The organism is Aquabacter sediminis, assembly GCF_028863665.1.
Lineage (GTDB): Bacteria > Pseudomonadota > Alphaproteobacteria > Rhizobiales > Xanthobacteraceae > L1I39.
Window position 1 is genome coordinate 353456 of record NZ_JARBFX010000006.1, and the last position, 20119, is coordinate 373574.

11 protein-coding genes are annotated in these 20119 nt (G+C 67.7%); 5 read left to right on the top strand and 6 right to left on the bottom strand.

The window, feature by feature from the left end; genetic code table 11:
* Positions 1–179: 179 nt before the first annotated feature.
* Positions 180–3788, bottom strand: coding sequence for a YhdP family protein (locus PV781_RS15035; protein WP_274776437.1), 3609 nt, complete (start codon positions 3786–3788; stop codon positions 180–182).
* Positions 3789–3874: 86 nt separating this feature from the next.
* Between PV781_RS15035 and PV781_RS15040 the strand changes: the two genes are divergently transcribed.
* A complete protein-coding gene (locus PV781_RS15040) occupies positions 3875–4345 on the top strand; it encodes a peroxiredoxin (RefSeq protein ID WP_274776438.1) in 471 nt (156 codons plus the stop codon).
* Between the two features lie 72 nt (positions 4346–4417).
* On the opposite strand, the gene PV781_RS15045 is transcribed toward PV781_RS15040, so the two are convergent.
* The 4 genes from PV781_RS15045 to PV781_RS15060 all read right to left on the bottom strand — a co-directional run bounded on the left by PV781_RS15045 (position 4418) and on the right by PV781_RS15060 (position 11622).
* Complete coding sequence (locus PV781_RS15045) at positions 4418–5953, bottom strand: LVIVD repeat-containing protein (RefSeq protein WP_274776439.1); 1536 nt, start codon at positions 5951–5953, stop codon at positions 4418–4420.
* A 140-nt stretch (positions 5954–6093) separates the two neighbouring features.
* Positions 6094–7224, bottom strand: coding sequence for a peptide chain release factor 2 (prfB, locus tag PV781_RS15050; RefSeq protein WP_274776440.1), 1131 nt, complete (start codon positions 7222–7224; stop codon positions 6094–6096).
* A 130-nt stretch (positions 7225–7354) separates the two neighbouring features.
* Positions 7355–9805, bottom strand: coding sequence for a penicillin-binding protein 1A (locus PV781_RS15055; protein WP_274776441.1), 2451 nt, complete (start codon positions 9803–9805; stop codon positions 7355–7357).
* Between the two features lie 428 nt (positions 9806–10233).
* Positions 10234–11622, bottom strand: a complete 1389-nt coding sequence (locus PV781_RS15060) for an N-acetylmuramoyl-L-alanine amidase (RefSeq protein WP_274776442.1) — start codon at positions 11620–11622, stop codon at positions 10234–10236.
* A gap of 912 nt (positions 11623–12534) precedes the next feature.
* Here PV781_RS15060 and PV781_RS15065 point away from each other — a divergent pair.
* The 4 genes from PV781_RS15065 to PV781_RS15080 all read left to right on the top strand — a co-directional run bounded on the left by PV781_RS15065 (position 12535) and on the right by PV781_RS15080 (position 19240).
* Entirely contained in the window at positions 12535–15735 is a 3201-nt protein-coding gene (locus tag PV781_RS15065) for an Rne/Rng family ribonuclease (protein WP_274776443.1), read from the top strand.
* A gap of 340 nt (positions 15736–16075) precedes the next feature.
* Positions 16076–16297: a hypothetical protein gene (locus PV781_RS15070; protein ID WP_274776444.1), complete on the top strand. Its 222-nt coding sequence runs from the start codon at positions 16076–16078 to the stop codon at positions 16295–16297.
* A 142-nt stretch (positions 16298–16439) separates the two neighbouring features.
* On the top strand, positions 16440–17921 hold the full coding sequence (locus PV781_RS15075; RefSeq protein WP_274776445.1) for an NAD-dependent succinate-semialdehyde dehydrogenase: 1482 nt from the start codon (positions 16440–16442) through the stop codon (positions 17919–17921).
* Between the two features lie 353 nt (positions 17922–18274).
* Complete coding sequence (locus tag PV781_RS15080; RefSeq protein ID WP_274776446.1) at positions 18275–19240, top strand: hypothetical protein; 966 nt, start codon at positions 18275–18277, stop codon at positions 19238–19240.
* A 12-nt stretch (positions 19241–19252) separates the two neighbouring features.
* Here PV781_RS15080 and PV781_RS15085 read toward each other — a convergent pair whose 3' ends face one another.
* On the bottom strand, positions 19253–20041 hold the full coding sequence (locus tag PV781_RS15085) for a DUF4394 domain-containing protein (RefSeq protein ID WP_274776447.1): 789 nt from the start codon (positions 20039–20041) through the stop codon (positions 19253–19255).
* Between the last annotated feature and the right edge of the window lie 78 nt (positions 20042–20119).

A 20119-nucleotide genomic window follows, 5' to 3' on the forward strand; every position in this document is an offset into this window, starting at 1 on the left:
ATCACATGCCAAGTCGTTGAGAGACGGACGCTCTTTGAACCGGCGCCGCGCGTCCGGGACAAGCCTCCGTCTCGGCAGGATAAATTCCCAAGCGGGGCTATTGGTTCCGGGGCGGCCGGAAAATACCCGCGCTGGACGCTAGGACGCGGCCCGGATGGAGCGGGAAGGCGCGGTCCGCCTTATCGTGGCGGCACAGGCGGGGCGTCGTTCTGGTCGCGGAACTCGAACATCTTGCGCAGGAAGCCCGGCGCCACGGCGGAGAGCGGGTTCACAGTGAGGCGCGGGCCGCTCAAGGGGCCGACAATCTCGAAGGTCACGCCCACCAGGCCCTCATTGGGCCCGCCGCCCAGCAGCGCCCCGATCACCGGCAGCTTGGAGAACAGGTTGTTGAGGCCATAGGCGGGCACATAGGTGCCGCGAATGCCGATCCGCTCGGCGATGAAGTCCACCGAGCCGTCCAGCGTCACGCCCGCCACCGGCCCCCAGATGGCGGCCTCGCGCACGGCGATGGCGCCGGGGGTGCGGGTGAACTTGGCCTGCGCCTTCTGGAACACCGCCGTGCCGGCTTCCGCCTTGCCCGAGGAATCGCGGGCGGCGTCGGAGAGGATGGCAAGGCCCGGCTCGCCGCGCACCACGAAGTCGCGCAGGTTGAGTGTGCCTTCCTGCGGCGAGGGATCGGAGCGGGGGGGGTCGAGCACCACCCACATCTCGCCGCCGTCGATCTTGGGATAGACGTCGAGGAAGCGCAGCACCGCGCCGGCATCGGAGGTGGTGACCAGCATGGCCCGCTTGCCGTTGGGCATGCCGCGGATCTCGCCGGCCACGGTGCCGTCGCGCCCCGCCTTGGCGCTCAACTGAAAGCTGCGCAGTTCCACGCCCCGGCGCCCCAGCGACAGGTCCATCTGGCGGAGCACCTCGCCATGATTGCCGGTGAGGGCGCCGATCTTGGCCTCCACGTCCACATCCTGGCCGGTGCGGTTCTGGCGCTGTTCGCGCCGCGCCGCCGCGCTCGACGAATTGGCAGTGGCGGCGGTGGCCGGAGTGCTCATGAGGCTCTTCATGATGCCGCGGGCGTCGATCACCTCGCCGGTGATCTTCACCTTCAGCACATCGCCTGCCCGGTCCGCCTTCAGGCTCGCCTTGTCGCCGTCGGAAATCTGGAAGACGGGGAAGTTGGCCCCGTTCACCTCGCCCGCATTGGACAATTCCAGCGAGCCCTTGATGAGGGTGCCGGAGCCTTCCAACGTCAGGTCATTGATCTTCAGCGACGAGCCGCTGTCCACCGAGGCGAACTTGGCTTTCAGCGGCTTGCCCGCTGGCTTGGTGAGGCCGGGCACCAGGTCGCTGATGCGGGCATTGGTGAGGTCGAGTTCGATATTGGCCCGGGTGTCCTTGTTGTTGGTGGTACCCACCAGGCGCACCAGCACCGGCCCGCTGACGGCGGGCAGGTTCACGCCCAGCTTGCCGCGGGCACTGTCATCCAGGGTGGCGTTCACCTTGATGTCGGCGTCGGCCACGTCCTTGCGCTTCTCGTATTCGAAATTCATGGGCGCGCCGGCAATCTTGCCGTCGCCGCGCAAGAGGATGCCCGCGGGGGTCGCGAAAGCGGAGACGGTGGCGCCCTCCACCCGCTGGCCGGCGAACACATTGTCGAGGCCGAAATCGGTGAGCGTCGCCTCCACCGAATAGTCAGTGTCTGTAGGATCGGCCACCTTCCGGAAATGGATATTAATCTGCACCAGGGCCGAAACCTTGCCCCGGGTGGTTGCGGGATCATAGGCGGTGCCGGTGGGGCCCTTGAGGGCGTCCATGCCCAAGATCTCAACACCCGCATCAGCGGGCCCGGCAAACTTCACCCGCACCTGCGCCTTGGGTTCGCGGGGGAAATAGTCGGGCATGAAGAAGACCCCGTCGGAAACCGCCAGCTTGCGGTTCTGCGGCGTCACCACGGTGCCTTCGGGGATATCCACGCGCACGGAGCGCCCGGTCACCACCACGGACAGGCGCATGTCGCGCAAAGGGGGCAGGCCCTTCAGTGCCATTAGGGTGAAGCCGGAGCCGGTCATCTCCAGATGCACCGCGTCCTCCGGCAGCGGCACTTCCTTCTGCCCGATCAGGTCGATGGGCATGTTCACCGTGACCTTGGTGCCGTCGACGGTGCCGCCGGAGAGGTTCTCCAGCACATAGGCGCGCGCAGGCGGGGCGATGCTCACGGGCCAGAAGCGCCGCACGGTGGAGGCCGGCATGCGCGAGCCGGTAGCGTTCAGCTTGATGGTGGGCACGTCCATGCCGAAATCCACCATGCCCGCGAAGGTCAGCGACCCGGTGGGGCCGGCGAGGGTGCCGGTGTCGAACATCAGGCGCTTGTCGGCGGGCACATAGCGCCCGGTAACGGAGACGGTATCCATCACCAGCGGCGGGTCGGGCATTTCCGGGCCGGCGAACAGCACCTTCTGCTGGCGCAGCACATAGGGCCATTCGGCGCCAGCGGTGGCGGGCACGGTGATCTCGCCGGTCAGCGCCACGATATTGGCATTCTTGCCAGCGCCGAGCGGATCGATGGTGATGATGCGCCGGGCGGGATCGAGTTTCAGCCCGAGCTTCATGTAATCGAGGACGAATCGCTCCTGCGGGTCCTCGCCATTGCCGATCTGGCCGGCGCCCAGCTCCACATGCGCCTCGCCCGCGAGCACCCGTCCATCGCGGGCGATACGGGCGGACACGGACGCATTGAGCGGCATGTCCATGTAGAAGCGCTTCCAGTCCTGGGTGAAGGCGTGGACCAGGTCCTCGGTCTCCACATTCTTCACTTCGAAGGTGAGCGAGCGCTCGTTCCCGGTGACGGGTCCCACCCCGGCCGTCAGGCTCGCGGTGCCGCTCGGCCCTTCCGTGCTGAAGGTGAGCACCGCGCCGCCGCCATCGGGACGGTTCAGGGAGATGGAGATATCGTCGAATGTGACGCGGCGGCCGTTGGATTCGTTCTCCACCTCCACGGTGGCATCGCGGATGCCGATCTCGCGCAACGCGCCGCCATCGAACACGCCGTTGTCCAGGTCCTCCATCCATTGGGCGAGCACCCGCAGGACCAGAGGATCCATGCCCGCGGCCCCGTTGGCGGCCGGAACGGCCGGCGCACCGGGCGCCGAGGACTGCGCCGGCGCCACCACGGGCGGGGCGGGGGCGACGGGTGTGGAGGTGATGGGCTTGGCGCCCTTGCCGGTGGAGACCGCCAGGCTGCCGGAGGCCGCGATCTTCACGAACATTTCGGCGCCGATCAGATCGAGGCGCCCCACCTTGGGCGAGAGGGTCAGGATGGAGCCTTCCATCTCCACCTCGGCGGAGGGGGCGGAGGCGATCAGCTCGCCCTTGGGGCCGAGCACGCGGATGTCGCGCACCACCAGAGCGGTTGAGCCCTTCTTCATGGTCTCGAAGGCGATGGCGCCGATCTGGACGTCATATTCGCCACCGAGGCGGGCTTCGATGGCGCGTTCCACATAGGGGGTGGCCATGTTGGCCGTCAGCACGCCCGTTGCGACCAAGCCATAGACGCCCAGCGCCAGCGCGCCCGCCAGCGCCACCAGCCACACCAGCGACCAGACGAGGATGCGCGCAAAACGCCCGCGCGGCACCAGCGCACCGGCAAGACCCCGCACATGCCCCCGTCGCAGATGGCGGCCGCCCGCAACGGTCGAGCCGCTCTCTTCGCTCATCCCCACGTCGTGCTCCGCGCCCTCATCGTGCCCCGCTGCGCTGCGCACCGCCTTTCCAAGGCCGGCAGAATGGACCATCCATGGTGTCAGGCAAGACCCGGACTTAACCGAGGTCCGCCTGGATGTCCTGCCGGTAGGACGCGCTCACGTCGAAAGGAAGGCAGATGACGAAGATTCCCGCGCCCGGCACGCCCGCACCCGCATTTTCCCTCAAGCGGGACGGCGGCGGGGAGGTGTCGCTCAAGGACTTCGCTGGCCGCAAGCTGGTGCTCTACTTCTATCCCAAAGCCAACACCTCAGGCTGCACAAAGGAAGCCATTGCATTCAACGGACTTCGGCAGGACTTCGAGAAGGCGGAGACGGCGATCCTTGGAGTCTCCGCCGATCCGGTGGCCGCCCAAGACAAGTTCAAGGCCAAGTATGACCTCGCCTTCCCCTTGGCCTCCGACGAGCAGACGCAGATGCTGTCCGACTATGGGGTGTGGGTGGAAAAGAGCATGTATGGCCGCAAATATATGGGGATAGAGCGCGTCACCCTGCTCATCGACCGCGACGGAACGGTCGCGAAGGTGTGGCCGAAGGTGAAAGTGGACGGCCACGCCGCCGAAGTGCTCGCCGCCGCACAGGCGCTGTGATTCGCGGCGGGCGGGAGGCACGCCCTCCCCGCCCGCCCGGTGCCCTGTAGCGGAGGCCGCCCGGCCCGCCGGTCAGTCGTCCCAACCCGCATTCACATGGGGCACCGACCAGCGCTCCACCGCCTTGGGCTCCAGCACCGGCGCGCCGAGGAACGGGGCAGAGAGGCAGTAGAGCCCCGCATGGGTGGACAGCCAGATGAGGTTGCGGTCCCACTCGATGAACACCGCCTCCGAAGTGCCCCGCCGCCAGCTCATATAATCCTCGATCTCCCCATCCCGGGGCGGGACGAAATAGGCCACCTCCTGTGGCGCGGTGGGGTCGGAAATGTCGAACAGGCGCAGGCCGGCATTGAGGTAGGACAGGGCGACGATCTCCGGCCGCGCCTTCCCCGGCGCGATCCAGTGCTGCATCACCCGCGAGGAAAACCGCCCGCGTGCCATGGCGAAGTCCTTATAGGGGGCGTCCGGATGGGGGATGGGGCGGGGGAAGAGGCCGATGATGCGCGGCTTTTCCGGGTCCTTCACATCGATCACATAGCTCGTATGGAAAGGCTCACGGCAATCGGCCTCCAGGCTCTCGGGGATGCCGATGACGAGATTTTGGAGGTGCGGGTGGGTCTGCGGGTCGGCTTCCACCGGCACCACATGGTGGAAGGGAATGCCGCCGATCGCCTCCAGCGGATGGGCGACCTTGCCCAGCACCTTCGGGCGGGTGATGTCCGAGAGATCATGGACATAAAAGCCGAAATGGCCCCAGCCGCCATAACCGATCCGACCGCCATCCTCCACGCGCTTGGGCACGATGCAGGGGGTGCGGTTGGAGGTCCATGAGCATTGGTCGCCGGCGAAGGGATAGGTGGCGCGATAGAGGGCCTCTTCCTCCAGCCGCTGGCCCGGCACCCACCAGCGCGAGACTTCCTTTACCGCTGAGGGATCGGCCATGTCGACGATCATGAGGCCGTTGGAGAAGACACGCTCGGTGCTCTCCATGCGCATCTGGTCGTCCCAGCCGCAGGCCAGATACGCATAGCGCCCACCATCATAGAAGGGCGCATGGACGCCGTGGCCGGTGGCGCCGGTTTCGAAGGCGTTGAGCAGGACCGGCCGTTCAGGGTTCGTCACGTCATAGGTCTTGATGCCCCGAAAGCCCGGATCCTCCATCGACTTGCGGGCATAATCGGGATGGTACTTGCCGCGCGGATATTGGGGCGTGCCGGGAGTGAGCGGCATCTGGTGGGCGACCACGCGGATCCACTTCTTCAGCGCGGTGTTGAAGACGCAACTCTGGAAGACGCCGAGCCCGCTCTCGCCAATCACGCTGGCCTTCAAGGGATCGGTGATGTCCACAAAGCCGCCCTGATAGGCGAGCATGCGCCGCGCGCCCCGCGCCCAGAGGCAGGAATGCTCGTCCCCGAAGATCATCAGCTTGATGTCGGGAAAATAGGAAACCACCTCCATGTTGGAGATGTAGGAGGCGCGGTCCAGATAGGTCAGCGCGCCCGCCGGCAGGCGAAACGGCACGGTGCCGCCGCCTTCCATGACGCCGGGAGCGGGGTGAGGCGCTTCGAGGTTGGGATGGGTGCCGTGGGGGTGATGATCGCCAGCCATGCGGTTTCCCTCGCCAGTGGCCCGCGCGGGCGTGCGCGGCAAGGGAACGCTAGCAGCATTAAGGCTTCTTTCAAATCACTTGAATAAAGAGAAAGAGACTTGAAGGAAGCTCGGGCGGCCGCTCGGCCGCCCGTCGGACGTCAGTCCACGTCCTCCACCTGGGCGGGGCCGCCGCCATAGGCACGCTGGGCGAGGGCGGCTTCCATGAACGGATCGAGATCGCCGTCCAGCACCTCCTGGGGGGTGCCGGAGGTCACGCCCGTGCGCAAATCCTTCACCAATTGGTAGGGCTGGAGCACATAGGAGCGGATCTGATGACCCCAGCCGATGTCCGTGCGGGCGGCCTGCTCGGCGGCGGCGGCTTCCTCGCGCTTCTTCAGTTCCATCTCGAACAGCTTGGCGCGCAGCATGTTCCAGGCGGTGGCCCGGTTCTTGTGCTGGGAGCGGTCGCCCTGCGAGACCACCGCAATGCCGGTGGGAATGTGGGTCAGGCGAACGGCCGATTCGGTCTTGTTCACGTGCTGGCCACCGGCGCCGCCGGAGCGCATGGTGTCCACGCGCACGTCGCTTTCGTTGATGTCCACCACGATGCGGTCGTCGATGACCGGATAGACGTCGATGGAGGCAAACGAGGTCTGGCGGCGGGCATTGGAATCGAACGGCGAGATGCGCACCAGGCGGTGCACGCCGGCCTCCGTCTTCAGCCAGCCATAGGCATTGTGGCCCTTGACGATGATGGTGGCGGACTTCAGGCCCGCCTGCTCGCCGGCGGACTCATCCACCAGTTCCACCTTGAAGCCGTGCCGCTCGCACCAGCGCCGGTACATGCGCAGGAGCATCTCGGCCCAGTCCTGGCTGTCGGTGCCGCCGGCGCCCGCATGGACTTCCAGATAGGTGTCGTTGGAGTCGGCTTCGCCGGACAGCAACGCGTCCAGCTCGCGTCGCGCCAGCTCCACCTTCAGCGCGTCGAGCGCGGCGGAGGCCTCGGAGATGACGCCCTCGTCGCCTTCCATCTCGCCGAGCTCGATCAGCTCGATATTATCAGCCAGGTCCTGGGTCACCCGGTCGATCGCGCCCAGCGCATCCTCCAGCGAGGTGCGCTCCTGCATGATCTTTTGCGCCCGCTCGGGATCGTCCCAGAGCTTGGGGTCCTCGGCGATGGCATTGAGCTCCGCGAGGCGCCGGCGCGAGCGGTCCACGTTGAGATGCTGGCGCAGCAGCTCAACGGACTTGTTGACCTCGTCGACTTTCGCGGCGAGTTCCGCACGCATGGTTCACTGAGCTCCGATGAAAGGCCGCGGAAAATAGCGAGGGGGGCCCGCAGTGTAAACGGCCCTTTGGGCAGGGCCGCCTCGGAAAAAGGCAGCCCCGCATGTCACGGTGGCGGGATTTAAGGTCCGGCTAATAGAGCCCGCCGGTGCCTGAGCGCACCGCCCGCTCCGCCTCTGGGGTGACGCCGAGGCTCGAATCGGACGAGCCGATCACCGAATAGCTGTCGGGGGGTGCCGTGCCCGGCTTGAAGGCTTCCAGGATGGAATTCTCGCCCGGCCCGGCGCGCAGGCCGCTCTTGGGATTAATGCGCACCAGCTTGATACCGGTGGGCACCCTGAAGGGAATGGCCGGCTGGTTGGCCAGCGCTTCCTTAAAGAAGTCGCGCACGATCGGGGCAGACAAGACACCACCGGTCGCGCCCTTGCCCATGGCGCGGGGACGGTCATAGCCGAGATAGACACCCACCACGAGCTGGGGGGTGAAGCCCACGAACCAGGCGTCCTTCTCGTCATTGGTGGTGCCGGTCTTGCCGGCAATAGGCCGTCCCAGCTCTTTGAGCGCGGTGCCCGTGCCGCGCTGGATCACGCCTTCCATCATGGAGGTGATCTGGTAGGACGACATGGGATCGAGCACCACCGGCCGCCGGTCGATCAGCGACGGCTCGGACTGGTTTTCCCACTTGTCCGCGTCGCAGCCCCGGCATTCGCGCTCGTCATGGCGGTAGATGGTGTGGCCGTAGCGATCCTGGATGCGGTCGATGAGCGAGGGCGTCACCTTGCGCCCGCCATTTGCGATCATGGCATAGGCGCTGACCATGCGCATGAGCGTGGTCTCGCCCGCGCCCAGCGACATGGACAGCACGGGGAGCATGTCGTCATAGATGCCGAACTTCTTGGCATAGTCGGCCACCAGCGGCATGCCGATGTCCTGCGCCAGGCGCACGGTCATCACGTTCCGCGACTGCTCCAGCCCGAAGCGCAGGGTCTGCGGGCCGTAGAACTTCTTGGCATAGTTTTCCGGCGCCCAGACCGGCATGCCCGGCCCTTGGTCGATCTCGATGGGGGCGTCCAGCACCACGGTGGAGGGCGTGTAGCCATTGTCGATGGCGGCCGCATAGACGAACGGCTTGAAGGACGAGCCCGGCTGGCGAAGCGCCTGGGTGGCGCGGTTGAACTGGCTTTCGTCATAGGAGAAGCCACCGACGAGCGCGACCACGCGGCCGGTCAGCGGCTCCATCACCACCATTGCCCCTTCCACGTCGGGGATCTGGTGCAGACGATACTGGCCGTCCTTGTTGGCGATGGGCTCCACATAGATGACATCGCCGGGCTTGAGCACCTGCGCCACCGACGTGACCGCGCGTCCCGCATCCGGCCCCTTGGTCCAGCGCGCCCATTTCACGCCATCGAGGGTGATAAGCCCCACGTCGCGCTGGGTGGAAATGATGCCGCCCTTCTCCCGCGGCGGCTGCAGGCCGATGCGCGCATTGTCCTTGCTGGAATCCAGGACCACCGCCAGCTTCCAGGGGATGTCGGAATAGGGTTTGATCTCGGCCAGCTTGGCGCCCCAGTCCGGCCCCAGCTCGATCTTGGTGATCGGCCCGCGCCAGCCGCGCTGCTCGTCGAACCGCACCAGCCCATCGGTCAGAGTCTTCTTGGCGAAGCGCTGGAGCTTGGGGTTGAGCGCGGTGCGCACCGAAAGCCCGCCCTCATAGAGCTTGTTCTCGCCGTAGCGGTCGATGATCTGGCGACGCACCTCTTCGGCGAAATATTCGGCCGCGAAGATCTGCGCGCCGGTGGGCCGGGGGGTCACGTCGAGGGACGACTTCTTGGCCGCCTCCGCCTGGGCGGCAGTGATGAAGCCGTTCTCGGCCATGCGGTCGATGACCCAGTTGCGCCGGTCGATGGCGCGCTCGCGGTCGCGGAAGGGGTTGTAGGAAGACGGCGCCTTGGGCAAAGCGGCGAGATAGGCCACCTCGGGCACGGTCAATTCGTCCACCGACTTGTCGAAATAGACCAGGGCTGCGGCGGCGATGCCGTAGGCGCCCATGCCCAGATAGATCTCGTTCAGGTAAAGTTCGAGGATGCGGTCCTTGGAATAGGCGCGCTCGATGCGCAGGGCCAGCAGCGCCTCCTTGATCTTGCGATCGAAGGACACCTCGTTGGTGAGCAGGAAGTTCTTGGCCACCTGCTGGGTGATGGTGGACGCGCCCTGCGGCCGGCGGTTGGAGCCGAAATTCTGCGCGTAGACCATGGCCGCGCGGAAGATGCCGGACGGGTCGATGCCGCCGTGCTCGTAGAAATTCTTGTCCTCGGCGGAGAGGAAGGCCTCGATGACGAGCTTCGGTACGGACTGGATGGGGATGTAGAGCCGGCGCTGGCGCGCCCATTCGGCCACCAGAGCACCGTCGTCCGCATGGACGCGGGTCATGACGGGCGGCTCGTAATTCTGGAGCTGGGTATAGTCCGGCAGGTCCTGGGAATATTTCCACACCAGGTATGTGGCCGCGGCGGCGCCTCCCAGCAGCACCACGGTGCCGAGCGCAAAGAGAAAGCCGAAGAACCTCAACAGCAGCCGCATAAGCGGGCTCCTTCCGCCCCTGGAGCCTGACCCGGCGAGCCCTTCGGCCCGGCCGACCTTTCAGCCTCGCCACCAACCAATAACACCTGGGCAGATCGCGCCGCGCATCCGACCCCGCACTTTCCATCCCCGGCACCACCCCGGAGAGGACCAGCCGCCCACAAGCCTCAACTCCGGCAGCGACGCAAGGGTTCGTTCACGAGCGCGAACTTTTGCGCCCGCTCTCCCCGCGGCTTCCGGACGGCTCAGAGTCCGATCCGGTCAACTGCGTGCCATGCAGTCTGATCGGAACCGGCTCCAGGTGCCTGTGGGTCCGCTATGTTGGCTAAAAGTGGCTGCTTCGCGGCCAAGCCCCCTATTCGCCCTGCGTCATGGGGCCCTGACGCACGGAAATGGCGCCCTAGCCATCTTACGCAAGGGCAGACCGGTCACTTTCCGGCGGGCGTACGGGCCGTGATGGTGCCGGTGGCGCCGACCCCGGAGGCAAAGCGCGGGGCGAAGAAGTCGTCGATCGCCCCCGCCATGGCCTGGGCCAGCTTTTCCCGCCAGGCGTCGGAGGTCAGCAGCTTGAGGTCCTCGCGCGAGGACATGTAACCCAGTTCGACCAACACAGAAGGCACGTCATGGGCTTTCAGCACCTTGAAGCCGGCAGACTTTACTGGCGTCTTGTGCACCCGCCCGACGCTTTTCATGGCGACCACCATGGTCCGGGCGAAGGTGGCGGAGAAGTTGCGCGTCTCGCGCTGAGCGAGGTCGAACAGGATGCCGGCCACCTCGTCGCTCTCCTCGGACAGATCGACGCCTGCGATGAGGTCCGCCTTGTTCTCCTTTTCCGCCAGATGGGCGGCGTCGGCGTCGGAGGCGGTCTCAGACAAAGTGTAGACGCTGGCGCCCCGGGCATTGCCATCGTCGCGGGCGAGGGCATCCGCATGGATGGAAATGAACAGCGCCGCCCGGTTGGCACGGGCGATCTGCACCCGCTCACCCAGCGGCACGAACACATCCGTGCTGCGGGTCATCACCACCCGGTAGCGTCCCGCGCGCTCCAATTCCGTGCGCAGCGCCAGGGCCACGTCCAGCACGATGTTCTTCTCGTTGAAGCTGGAGGCGCCGGACGTGCCCGAATCGATCCCGCCATGGCCGGGGTCGAGCACGATGACGGGGCGCACGTCGCCATCGGCCACCGGGCCCGGCGCCAGAGCGGCCGACGGCGCGCCGCGCGCCTCGGCGGCGGTGGCCACCGTGGTGTTGAAGGTGGCCGCATCCGTGCGCACCAGGTCCAGCACCAGGCGCGCCGGCTGGCCCTCGGCGGGGGGCAGCACGAAGGCCTTGTCGATCATCACCGGCTCGGTCACGTCCAGCACCATGCGGGCCTTGCCGGGGGCCAGGACGCCGTAGCGGAAGCTGGAGACGAGGCCGCGCCGGGTCTGCACGCGGGTCTCGGCGAGGGTGAAGGTCACATCCGTCAGATCGAGGATGACCCGATAGGGGTTGGCCAGGGTGAAGGCACGGAATTCCGCCGGCTTGCTGAGGTCGAGGATCAACCGGGTACGCTGCCCGTCGCCCGCCAGGCGCGCATCAAGGGCGGAGACCGGCGGCGGCTCCGTGGCCGGGTCCGTCGCGGCAGCCACCGGTACGGAGAGCGGGATGGCGGAGGGGGAGCTGGCGGCGGGGGCGGCGGCGGCGACCATCGGCGCGGGGTTTGGCGCACCCTCCCCCGCAACGCCGGCCGCGGACGCGCGCTCGCCCGCGCGCACCATGCCTGTGGAGCCGACTGCCCCCATAGCCAACAGGGCCGCTAGAGCGAGAAGCGCCACCAGCTTGCGGCCAATGGAACGGGCAACTCGACCGGCAGGGCGGCGCGAGAGCAACGGGACAAGGGCCCGTGCAAGGGCAAAAGCGGCACCCGGCGCGCCGGAGCGCTCCGCGCGCGCGCGACTCAAGGCCCGGAGTTGCGCGTTCCGGACGTGTGAGTTCCGAACCTGCGCGGACTGCCGCGTGTGCGCCACCATGGGCTCACCCTCGTCCCGATCGGCGAACATTATCATAGCCAAGGGATAGGCGCCCGCCGTTAATCGAGGGTTCACGGCCCCCAATCGCCCCCGCCCCGCGCGCCGGCCGGGCCTTCGGCGCGTCCCGCGCAACCTTTCGCCACGGGAGAATGTTGCCGCGCAAACAGGCATGAACCTTGCCAAGATGCGAGCCCGACGTTTAAGAAGGAACTCGCATATGGTTCGCGTTCCGGAGCAGGCTGTTCGGCCCCGGGTGCGCGGCACCCGCCGATACCTCCCTCCGGCCAAGCCGGGCCTGGGGTGTCACCCGTCGTGCGTTCTCCCCCGCCAGGCCGTTCATGCCAGGCCAGAGACCGGCCGGCGAGCGCGCGATACGCGTGCGAGGGCGGAGGGTCGCCATTCGACGATAGGCCGGGCGCCCCGCATTGAAGGGGACCGAGCGGACATATGCCGGGGTCGGACAGCAGTCCGATCCGAACGCTTCGCTTGAGGGACTGGTTACCCAGGGCATGGACGCTCAACCGCACGAACGCCGCGCAATGCGTGCTCCCGTGTGCCCCGACGCCGATCGCGTCGCGCTGAGGCCTGACTGCCGCCGCCCCTCACCTTCCTTCCGCCTTCATTCGTGGCGCAACGACGGTCCGCAGGCCTTGCCGCGCCGGCCGTTGCCGAGCCTTGGGTCCGCCCATGGCCGCAGCGCCGCCCAGAGAGATTTACATGGCCAACAAGATGCTCATCGATGCCACCCACCCGGAGGAGACCCGGGTGGTGGTCGTGCGCGGCAACCGGGTCGAGGAATTCGACTATGAGTCCGCGTCCCGCAAGCAGTTGCGGGGCAACATCTACCTTGCCAAGGTGACCCGCGTCGAACCCTCCCTCCAGGCGGCGTTCGTGGAATATGGCGGCAACCGCCATGGCTTCCTCGCCTTCAGCGAAATCCATCCCGACTATTACCAGATCCCCGTCGCCGACCGCCTCGCTTTGATCGAGGAAGAAGAACGCGCCGCCCGCCTTGCCGACGAGGAAGATGAGCGCCGCGAGCGTCGCCGCGAGCGCTCGCGCCCCCGCCGCGCCGCCGAGGACGACGCCGTCTCCGGCAATGTGGTGGAGATCGAGGACGCCGAAGTGGTGGAGACCATCGAGGACGGCCAGATTTCCGGCGGCGACCATGACGAAGATGGCGACGCGCCAGTCGCCGAAGCCCTGTCCGAGCAGCCGTCCGATCCCTCCGAGGCCCCGGAGGCCGACGGCGCCATCGCCGGCGAAGACGGCACCAGCACCGATGCCGTCGTCGGGACGGCAGAAGAGGCTCCCGCGATCGCGCCCGTCGAGACGCAGGGTGAATCCGCGTCGGAGGCAGCTTCCGCGCCCGAAGCCCTGCCCGCCCCCCAGGAGCAGGCCGCGCACAGCGACGCCGAGCAGGCCGCCGAAGCCCCCGAGGGTGAGCGTGAGGAGTCCCCCGTCGTCAACGCCTTTGCCGAGGCGGCCCCCACCGAGGCCTCCGACGACGAGGATGAAGACGACAGCGACATCGAGCAGATCGACGACGAGGAAGAAGTCGTCGAGCAGCTCGGCTCCGGCGACGACGCCATGGAGGAAGTGCCCGAGCGCACCCCCCAGCGGCGCGGCCGCACCTACAAGATCCAGGAGGTCATCCGCCGTCGGCAGGTGATGCTGGTCCAGGTGGTCAAGGAAGAGCGCGGCAACAAAGGCGCGGCGCTCACCACCTATCTGTCCCTGGCCGGCCGCTATTCGGTGCTGATGCCCAACACCGCCCGGGGCGGCGGCATCTCGCGCAAGATCACCAATGCCGTGGACCGCAAGCGTCTGAAGGAAGTGGTGCAGGACCTGGAGGTGCCCGAGGGGATGGGCGTCATCCTGCGCACCGCCGGCGCCAACCGCACCAAGGTGGAGATCAAGCGCGACTTCGAATATCTCCTGCGCCTGTGGGAGACAGTGCGCGAGCTGACGCTCAGCTCCAGCGCCCCGAGCCTCGTCTATGAGGAAGGCTCGCTCATCAAGCGCGCCATCCGGGACCTCTACAACAAGGACATCGACGACATCCACGTCGCCGGCGAGGAGGGCTTCAAGGAAGCCCGTGACTTCATGCGCATGCTCATGCCGAGCCATGCCAAGAACGTCATTCCCTATCGCGAGGCCCAGCCCATCTTCGCCAAGCATGGCGTGGAGCACCAGCTGGACGCCATGTTCTCGCCGGTGGTCCAGCTCAAGAGCGGCGGCTACATCGTCATCAACCCGACCGAGGCGCTCGTTTCCATCGACGTGAATTCGGGCCGGGCGACGCGCGAGCACCATATCGAGGACACCGCGCTCAAGACGAACCTGGAGGCCTCCGAGGAGATCGCCCGCCAGTTGCGCCTGCGCGACCTTGCCGGCCTCATCGTCATCGACTTCATCGACATGGAGGAGAAGCGGAACAATCGGGCGGTGGAGCGCAAGCTCAAGGACTGCCTGAAGAATGACCGCGCCCGCATCCAGGTCGGCCGCATCTCCCATTTCGGCCTCATGGAGATGTCCCGCCAGCGTATCCGCACCGGCGTGCTGGAAAGCTCCATCGAGGTGTGCCCCGTCTGCGGCGGCACCGGCCATGTGCGCTCCGCCGCCTCCGTGGCGCTGCAGTTGCTACGCGCTTTGGAAGAGCAGCTGCTGCGCTCCACCACCCATAACCTTATCGCCCGCACCCGCGGCGAGGTGGCCCTCTATGTGCTGAACCAGAAGCGCGCCCATCTGCGCGAGCTGGAAGACCGCTTCTCGGTGACGCTGATCATCAGCGCCGACGAGAGCGTCACCGGCCACCAGCCCTTCCTGATCGAGAAGGGCGACCTGGCCGCCCCCGCCCCCGCCGCGCCCCGTTCCGGCCGCGTGGTGCAGCCCGATTCCATCCTTCCCGACGAGGAGTATGAGGAAGAGGACGAGGCGCTGGAGGAGGCCGAGATCACCGAGGCGACCGAAAGCGCCGAGGAGAGTGAGGACAATTCCGAGCGCGGCGAGGATGGCGGCCGCCGCCGGCGGCGCCGCCGCCGTCGCCGTGGCGGCGAGCGTGACGTGGAAGCCCGCGAGCCGCGCCCCGAAGGCGAGGCCGCCGAGGGCGAGGATGACGCCGCCTCCACCGAAGCCGACGGCGAGGCCGAAGGCGAGGAGGGGGACGACGAGGACCGCTCCGAGAGCCAGAACGAGCGCCGCCGCCGCCGTCGCGGCCGTCGCGGTGGCCGCCGCAATCGCCGTGAAGGCGAGGAGGGCGCGCCCTCCGAGCGCGGCGAGGGCGAGGAGGATGGGGCCGAGGACGGCGAGGCATCGACCGATGCCGAAGCGCCCGTGACCTTTGCCTCCGGTGCCATCTCCGAGGTACCGCAGGCGGAGCGCCCGTCCGCCGAAGCCGCCAGCTTCGAGAGCCCCGCCCCCGCGCCGGACATGACGGCGCAGGACGCATCCACTCCCGCAGCGGCTGTCGAGCCGAGCGCCCTTGCCGAGCCGGCTCCCGTCGCAGAGGCGCCCGTCGCGGCTCCTGCGATCCCGGCAGAGCCCGCGCCCGAGCCCAAGCCCACCCGTCGCCGCTCGACGGTGCGCGAGAAGGCACCGTCCGTGCTCGCCGCCGCACCGGCCGAGACCATTGCGGCCGAGGCCGCCCCGGTCGAGGCCGCTCCGGCGGAAGCCGCTGTCACCGGCGAGGAGACGGCCCGTGCGGGTGAGCCGAGCATTGATGCCACCGGCGCCGACGCCTCCATGCCCATCTCCAACGCAGACTTCGCCAGCGGCGCTGGCGTGACCGAGACGCCGGCCGCCGAGCCGGCGGCCGAAGCCGCGCCGGCCGCCGCCCCCCCGCAGACCGAGGACGCTCCGAAGGACACCGGCAAGCGCAAGTCCGGCTGGTGGCAGCGCAAGCTGTTCGGCGAATAGTCCAACCTGCGCTTGAACGTTCCTGAGCGGCGCCGCCGCACCCGAGGCGGCGCCGCTTGCGTTTGGGGCGCACGGCTGCGCCTACAGCCCCGCGCCGGGCACATGACCGATGGCGGGGCGATGGCGTTATCATGGGGCAACCGGCCGGATCACACGCGCCGGGCCAAGACACGGGGTCGCACCCCGCAGGGAATGGAGATGCCAGGGCCCTCCGGTCGGTTGGATCAATGCGACCGGCATGTGTGCCCGCCATAGGTTTGATCGCAGACGGGGCTCGGCCGCGCCCTGGGTCACGGATGATCCGACGGCCAGGCTTCCGCCGTGGCAGAGGAGGCAGACCATGAAATGCCAGTTCAAGGACGATGACTTCCACCAGGCCATCCTCGACATCGTGGCCGACAAGGACGGGCAAGCCCTCGTGATCCAGGTGGTGGGAGGCGCCACCATCACCGGCTTCGCGCCCGTGAGTGTCGGCCGGGACTATCTGCGCTGCCAGGTTTCCGCCGGCGGCAATCACAAGGAGCAGATCGTCCCCTTCCACTCCATTACCTGTATCAGGTAGGGTGCCGCCCGCGCGGTCCCCGCGCCCGGTCTCTGCCGGTTCCCGCCTCCTTCGCCGACCGTCCCGGGCGAGCCGAGCTTGCCCCCGACGGCGCGGCATTCCCGCGCTCAGCGCGCTGTCCCGTCCTGAAGGAAGTTCCGCCATGGCTCTCACCGCTTCCGCCCCCATTCCCGGCGACGCGCCCGAATTTGCGCTGATGCGCGAGCAGATGCTGATCGGTGGGAAATGGGTGGACGCCGATGGCGGCGGGACCATCGCGGTGATGAATCCGGCCACCGGCGATCTGCTCGGAACCGTTCCGGATGCCGGCGGCGCGGAAACCCGCCGCGCCATCGAGGCGGCGGCCGCCGCCTTCCCCGCCTGGCGGGCAAAGACCGCCGCCGAACGCGCCACCGCGCTCCACAAGCTGGCCGACCTGATCATCGCCAACACCGATGAACTGGCCCGCCTGCTGACCACCGAGCAGGGCAAGCCGCTGGCCGAGGCCAAGGGCGAGATCGGCGCGTCCGCCGCCTATGTGCGCTGGTTCGCAGAAGAGGCCCGCCGGCTCTATGGCGATGTCATCCCCTCCCCCTGGCCCGGCCGCCGCATCCTGGTGACCAAGGAGCCGGTGGGGGTGGTGGCCGCCATTACTCCCTGGAACTTCCCCTCCTCCATGCTCTCGCGCAAGATCGGCGCGGCGCTGGCAGCCGGCTGCACCGTGGTGTGCAAGCCCTCCGAACTCACCCCCTATTCGGGCCTCGCCTGGGGCGTGCTGGCCGAGCAGGCGGGCATTCCGGCGGGTGTCATCAACATCGTGCTGGGCGATGCCAAGGCCATCGGCGCGGAGATGACCTCCAATCCGTTGGTGAAGAAGGTGACCTTCACCGGCTCCACCCCCGTGGGCAAGCTGCTCATGAAGCAGTCCGCCGACACCATGAAGAAGATCTCCATGGAACTGGGCGGCAATGCCCCCTTCCTGGTGTTCGACGATGCGGACGTGGACGCGGCGGTGGAGCAGGCCATCGCCTCCAAGTATCGCAATGCCGGGCAGACCTGCGTGTGCACCAACCGCTTCTATGCCCAGGCCGGCATCTATGATGCCTTCGTGGAAAAGCTCGCCGCCGCCTCGAAGGCGCTCAAGGTGGGCAACGGCCTGGATGAAGGCGTGGTGCAGGGTCCGCTGATCGAGGAGAAGGCGGTGGCCAAGGTGGAGCGCCTGTTGCAGGACGCGCTCGACAAGGGCGGCCGCGTGGTCACCGGCGGCAAGCGCTCGGAGCTGGGCGGCACCTTCTTCGAGCCCACCGTCATCGCCAACGCCACCTCCGACATGGCCTTTGCCCGCGAGGAGATTTTCGGCCCCATGGCCCCGGTCTTCAAGTTCGAGACCGAGGAAGAGGCGGTGCGCCTCGCCAACTCCACCGAATATGGCCTGGCCTGCTATTTCTTCACCCGCGACGTCGGCCGGACCTTCCGCGTCTCCGAGGCGCTGGAATATGGCCAGGTGGGCGTGAATGCGGGCGTCATCACCACCGAAGTGGCCCCCTTCGGCGGCGTCAAGGAGAGCGGCGTCGGCCGCGAGGGCTCCAAGTATGGCTGCGACGACTATCTCAACATCAAATATGTGTGCATCGGCGGGCTCTGAGTCCGGGATCACGCCCTTCACCTGCCGGGCAGGGGCGCCGGCCCGTGCGTAACCCAGCCTGCGACCGGGCCCGCTTCGGCGGGCTCTTTCGTTTCGGGCGCAGCGCAGATTGAGCGGGAAGAGAAAGAGAGAAGCGCGGCGCCTCTGGGTGGGGGGCGGAAGAGGCGCCGCGCTTTGCTTCGACCGATCCGAGGGTGGGGAGATCGGAGCCGGTTACCGAAGTGAATTCACCCTAGACGGCGAAGCTTGCGTCAGGCTGTTGCTGCAAGTGCGGTATGCACGGGCCACAGCGCGCGCAGGACGGGCAGACAGGCCGCGCCGGGCGAGGCATGATCGGCAAAATAGGAGGAATCATGCGCGTCCAGGCCTTGCTTCTGGCGGCCCTGCTCGCCCTCGCCCCGCTTGCGGCGAAGGCCCAGCCCGTGGCCCGGCCCAGCACGGAACCCGCCGTGCCGCTGGCGGTGGAGGTGCGCAATGACAGCGTGCCGGAGACCTGCGCCGAGAAGGACAATGTGGCGCTTACCTTCTCCAATCCGGCGGTGCGCCGCTTCCGGGTGGAGGCGGTCCATCCCGCTTATATCGGCACGCTCCAGCGCGACCGCACCGCGCCGGACTGGACCGCCTGCGACATGACGGCGGACCCGGTGGTGCCGGCCCGTCCCCGGCGGGACGTGCTGTTCAATTCCGATCGCTACCGGCTGGTGGGCTTCACCTTCCCCTCCTTCTGGCGGCCCGCCGACGTGCCGGTGCGCATCGGCGGCCATGTGTTTCCCGGGCTGCACATGGTGCAGCTCTTCGTGCCCCACGGGGTAGGGCGCTATGAGGTGCTGGTCTTCTATCCGCCTGACGGCTATTGGCGCGCCCGTCCCATGGCGCCCTTCCCTCTGCGCGAGGCCGCCTACGGCTCCTCCTTCCTCCTGGGCCCGGTGGAGGTGCAGGGTCGGCCGCTGGTGCGGCTGAAGGAAGTGGTTTTCGAGCCCGAGACCGGAAGCTTCACCTTGTCCTTCGCCGCCGGCGGCTCGGCTCAGTTGCGCATCGCCACCCTGGATGCCGAGCGCCAGGTCCTGGACGTGACCTTGGACGCCACGCCGGGCGACCGCCCGTTCGCGGCGCTGCGCTCCATGTATGTGACCGCTTTCAACAACGACGTATCGTCCGTGGCCTGGCGCGCGCCGGGTGCGGCCGGCTGGAAGGAAGGTCCGATCATGGACTTTCCTGGCGGTCAAGCCCTGGGCCTGTGGGCGGGGCGGCTCACGCCGTCCCGCCACAATACCAGCTCGCCCGACATGGTGTTCGGGCCGTTCGGGGCAAGCCCCTGACAGGGGGCGACCTCACATGGCCTTGGTGGGCAGCACGGCCATGTCGCGCACCTGCCCCGTGAGCCCGGTGATCTTGCCCTTCGCAATCGCCGCGCCGGAGGTGAGGTCCACCGAGTAGAGCGTGTCGCCGGCGATCAGCCACGTCCCATTGCCGGCGCCGTCGGACACAATGTCGAAGGCCACCCCGTTACCCACCACTCCGAGCTTGCCCACGCTATTGAGGACCCCATCATTGGGCGGAGCCTGCTTCAGCAGGGTGCCGGAGGCGTCGATGTCGAACAACGCCGTCTCCTTCGCCCCCTTCACCGAATTGGTATAGGCGCCGGCCACTACGGTGGGCTTCCTCTCCTTCATGGCATCCGAGCCGGCGAAGTTCAGGTTGCCATCGCGGATCACCTTCCCGTCATCCACATTGACCCGCAGATTGGTGCCGTCCGAGCCCATGAGGCGCAGGCGATCGGCCACCGGATTGAAGTCCACGGTGGCGGTGACGCCCGCCGGCAGCGTGCTTTCCAGTTTGGCCTTCATCGTCGCCTTGCCGGTTGCGGTGTCGAGGGTGACGATCGAGCCGTCGTCGATCACGGCATAGAGGAGGCCGTCGGAGGGCCGCACGTCGATGCCGAGCACCTTGCCGGAAACGCCCGAGACCGGCCGGCTCTTGCCGGCGCTCCTGGTGGCCACGTCGACCATCACGATCATGTTGTCGCCGACCAAGGCGGCGACGCTCTGCGCGCTCGCGCCGGTGGCGAGGACGGCGCCGGTTGAGGCGAGCAGCGTGGCGAAAAGGGTGCGCTTGAGCATGTGATGTCTCCCTGTGATGGGCCGGCCTGTCCGCCGGTCGTCAGGGCTACACGCCACCTCCCGCCCCGGATGCAGGGA

What these genes read in the sequence shown, in the direction of transcription:
- PV781_RS15035 (WP_274776437.1), bottom strand. Translation starts at nt 3,788, where the DNA reads ATGGTCCATTCTGCCGGCCTTGGAAAGGCGGTGCGCAGCGCAGCGGGG.
- PV781_RS15040 (WP_274776438.1), top strand. Translation starts at nt 3,875, where the DNA reads ATGACGAAGATTCCCGCGCCCGGCACGCCCGCACCCGCATTTTCCCTC.
- PV781_RS15045 (WP_274776439.1), bottom strand. Translation starts at nt 5,953, where the DNA reads ATGGCTGGCGATCATCACCCCCACGGCACCCATCCCAACCTCGAAGCG.
- prfB (WP_274776440.1), bottom strand. Translation starts at nt 7,224, where the DNA reads ATGCGTGCGGAACTCGCCGCGAAAGTCGACGAGGTCAACAAGTCCGTT.
- PV781_RS15055 (WP_274776441.1), bottom strand. Translation starts at nt 9,805, where the DNA reads ATGCGGCTGCTGTTGAGGTTCTTCGGCTTTCTCTTTGCGCTCGGCACC.
- PV781_RS15065 (WP_274776443.1), top strand. Translation starts at nt 12,535, where the DNA reads ATGGCCAACAAGATGCTCATCGATGCCACCCACCCGGAGGAGACCCGG.
- PV781_RS15070 (WP_274776444.1), top strand. Translation starts at nt 16,076, where the DNA reads ATGAAATGCCAGTTCAAGGACGATGACTTCCACCAGGCCATCCTCGAC.
- PV781_RS15075 (WP_274776445.1), top strand. Translation starts at nt 16,440, where the DNA reads ATGGCTCTCACCGCTTCCGCCCCCATTCCCGGCGACGCGCCCGAATTT.
- PV781_RS15080 (WP_274776446.1), top strand. Translation starts at nt 18,275, where the DNA reads ATGCGCGTCCAGGCCTTGCTTCTGGCGGCCCTGCTCGCCCTCGCCCCG.
- PV781_RS15085 (WP_274776447.1), bottom strand. Translation starts at nt 20,041, where the DNA reads ATGCTCAAGCGCACCCTTTTCGCCACGCTGCTCGCCTCAACCGGCGCC.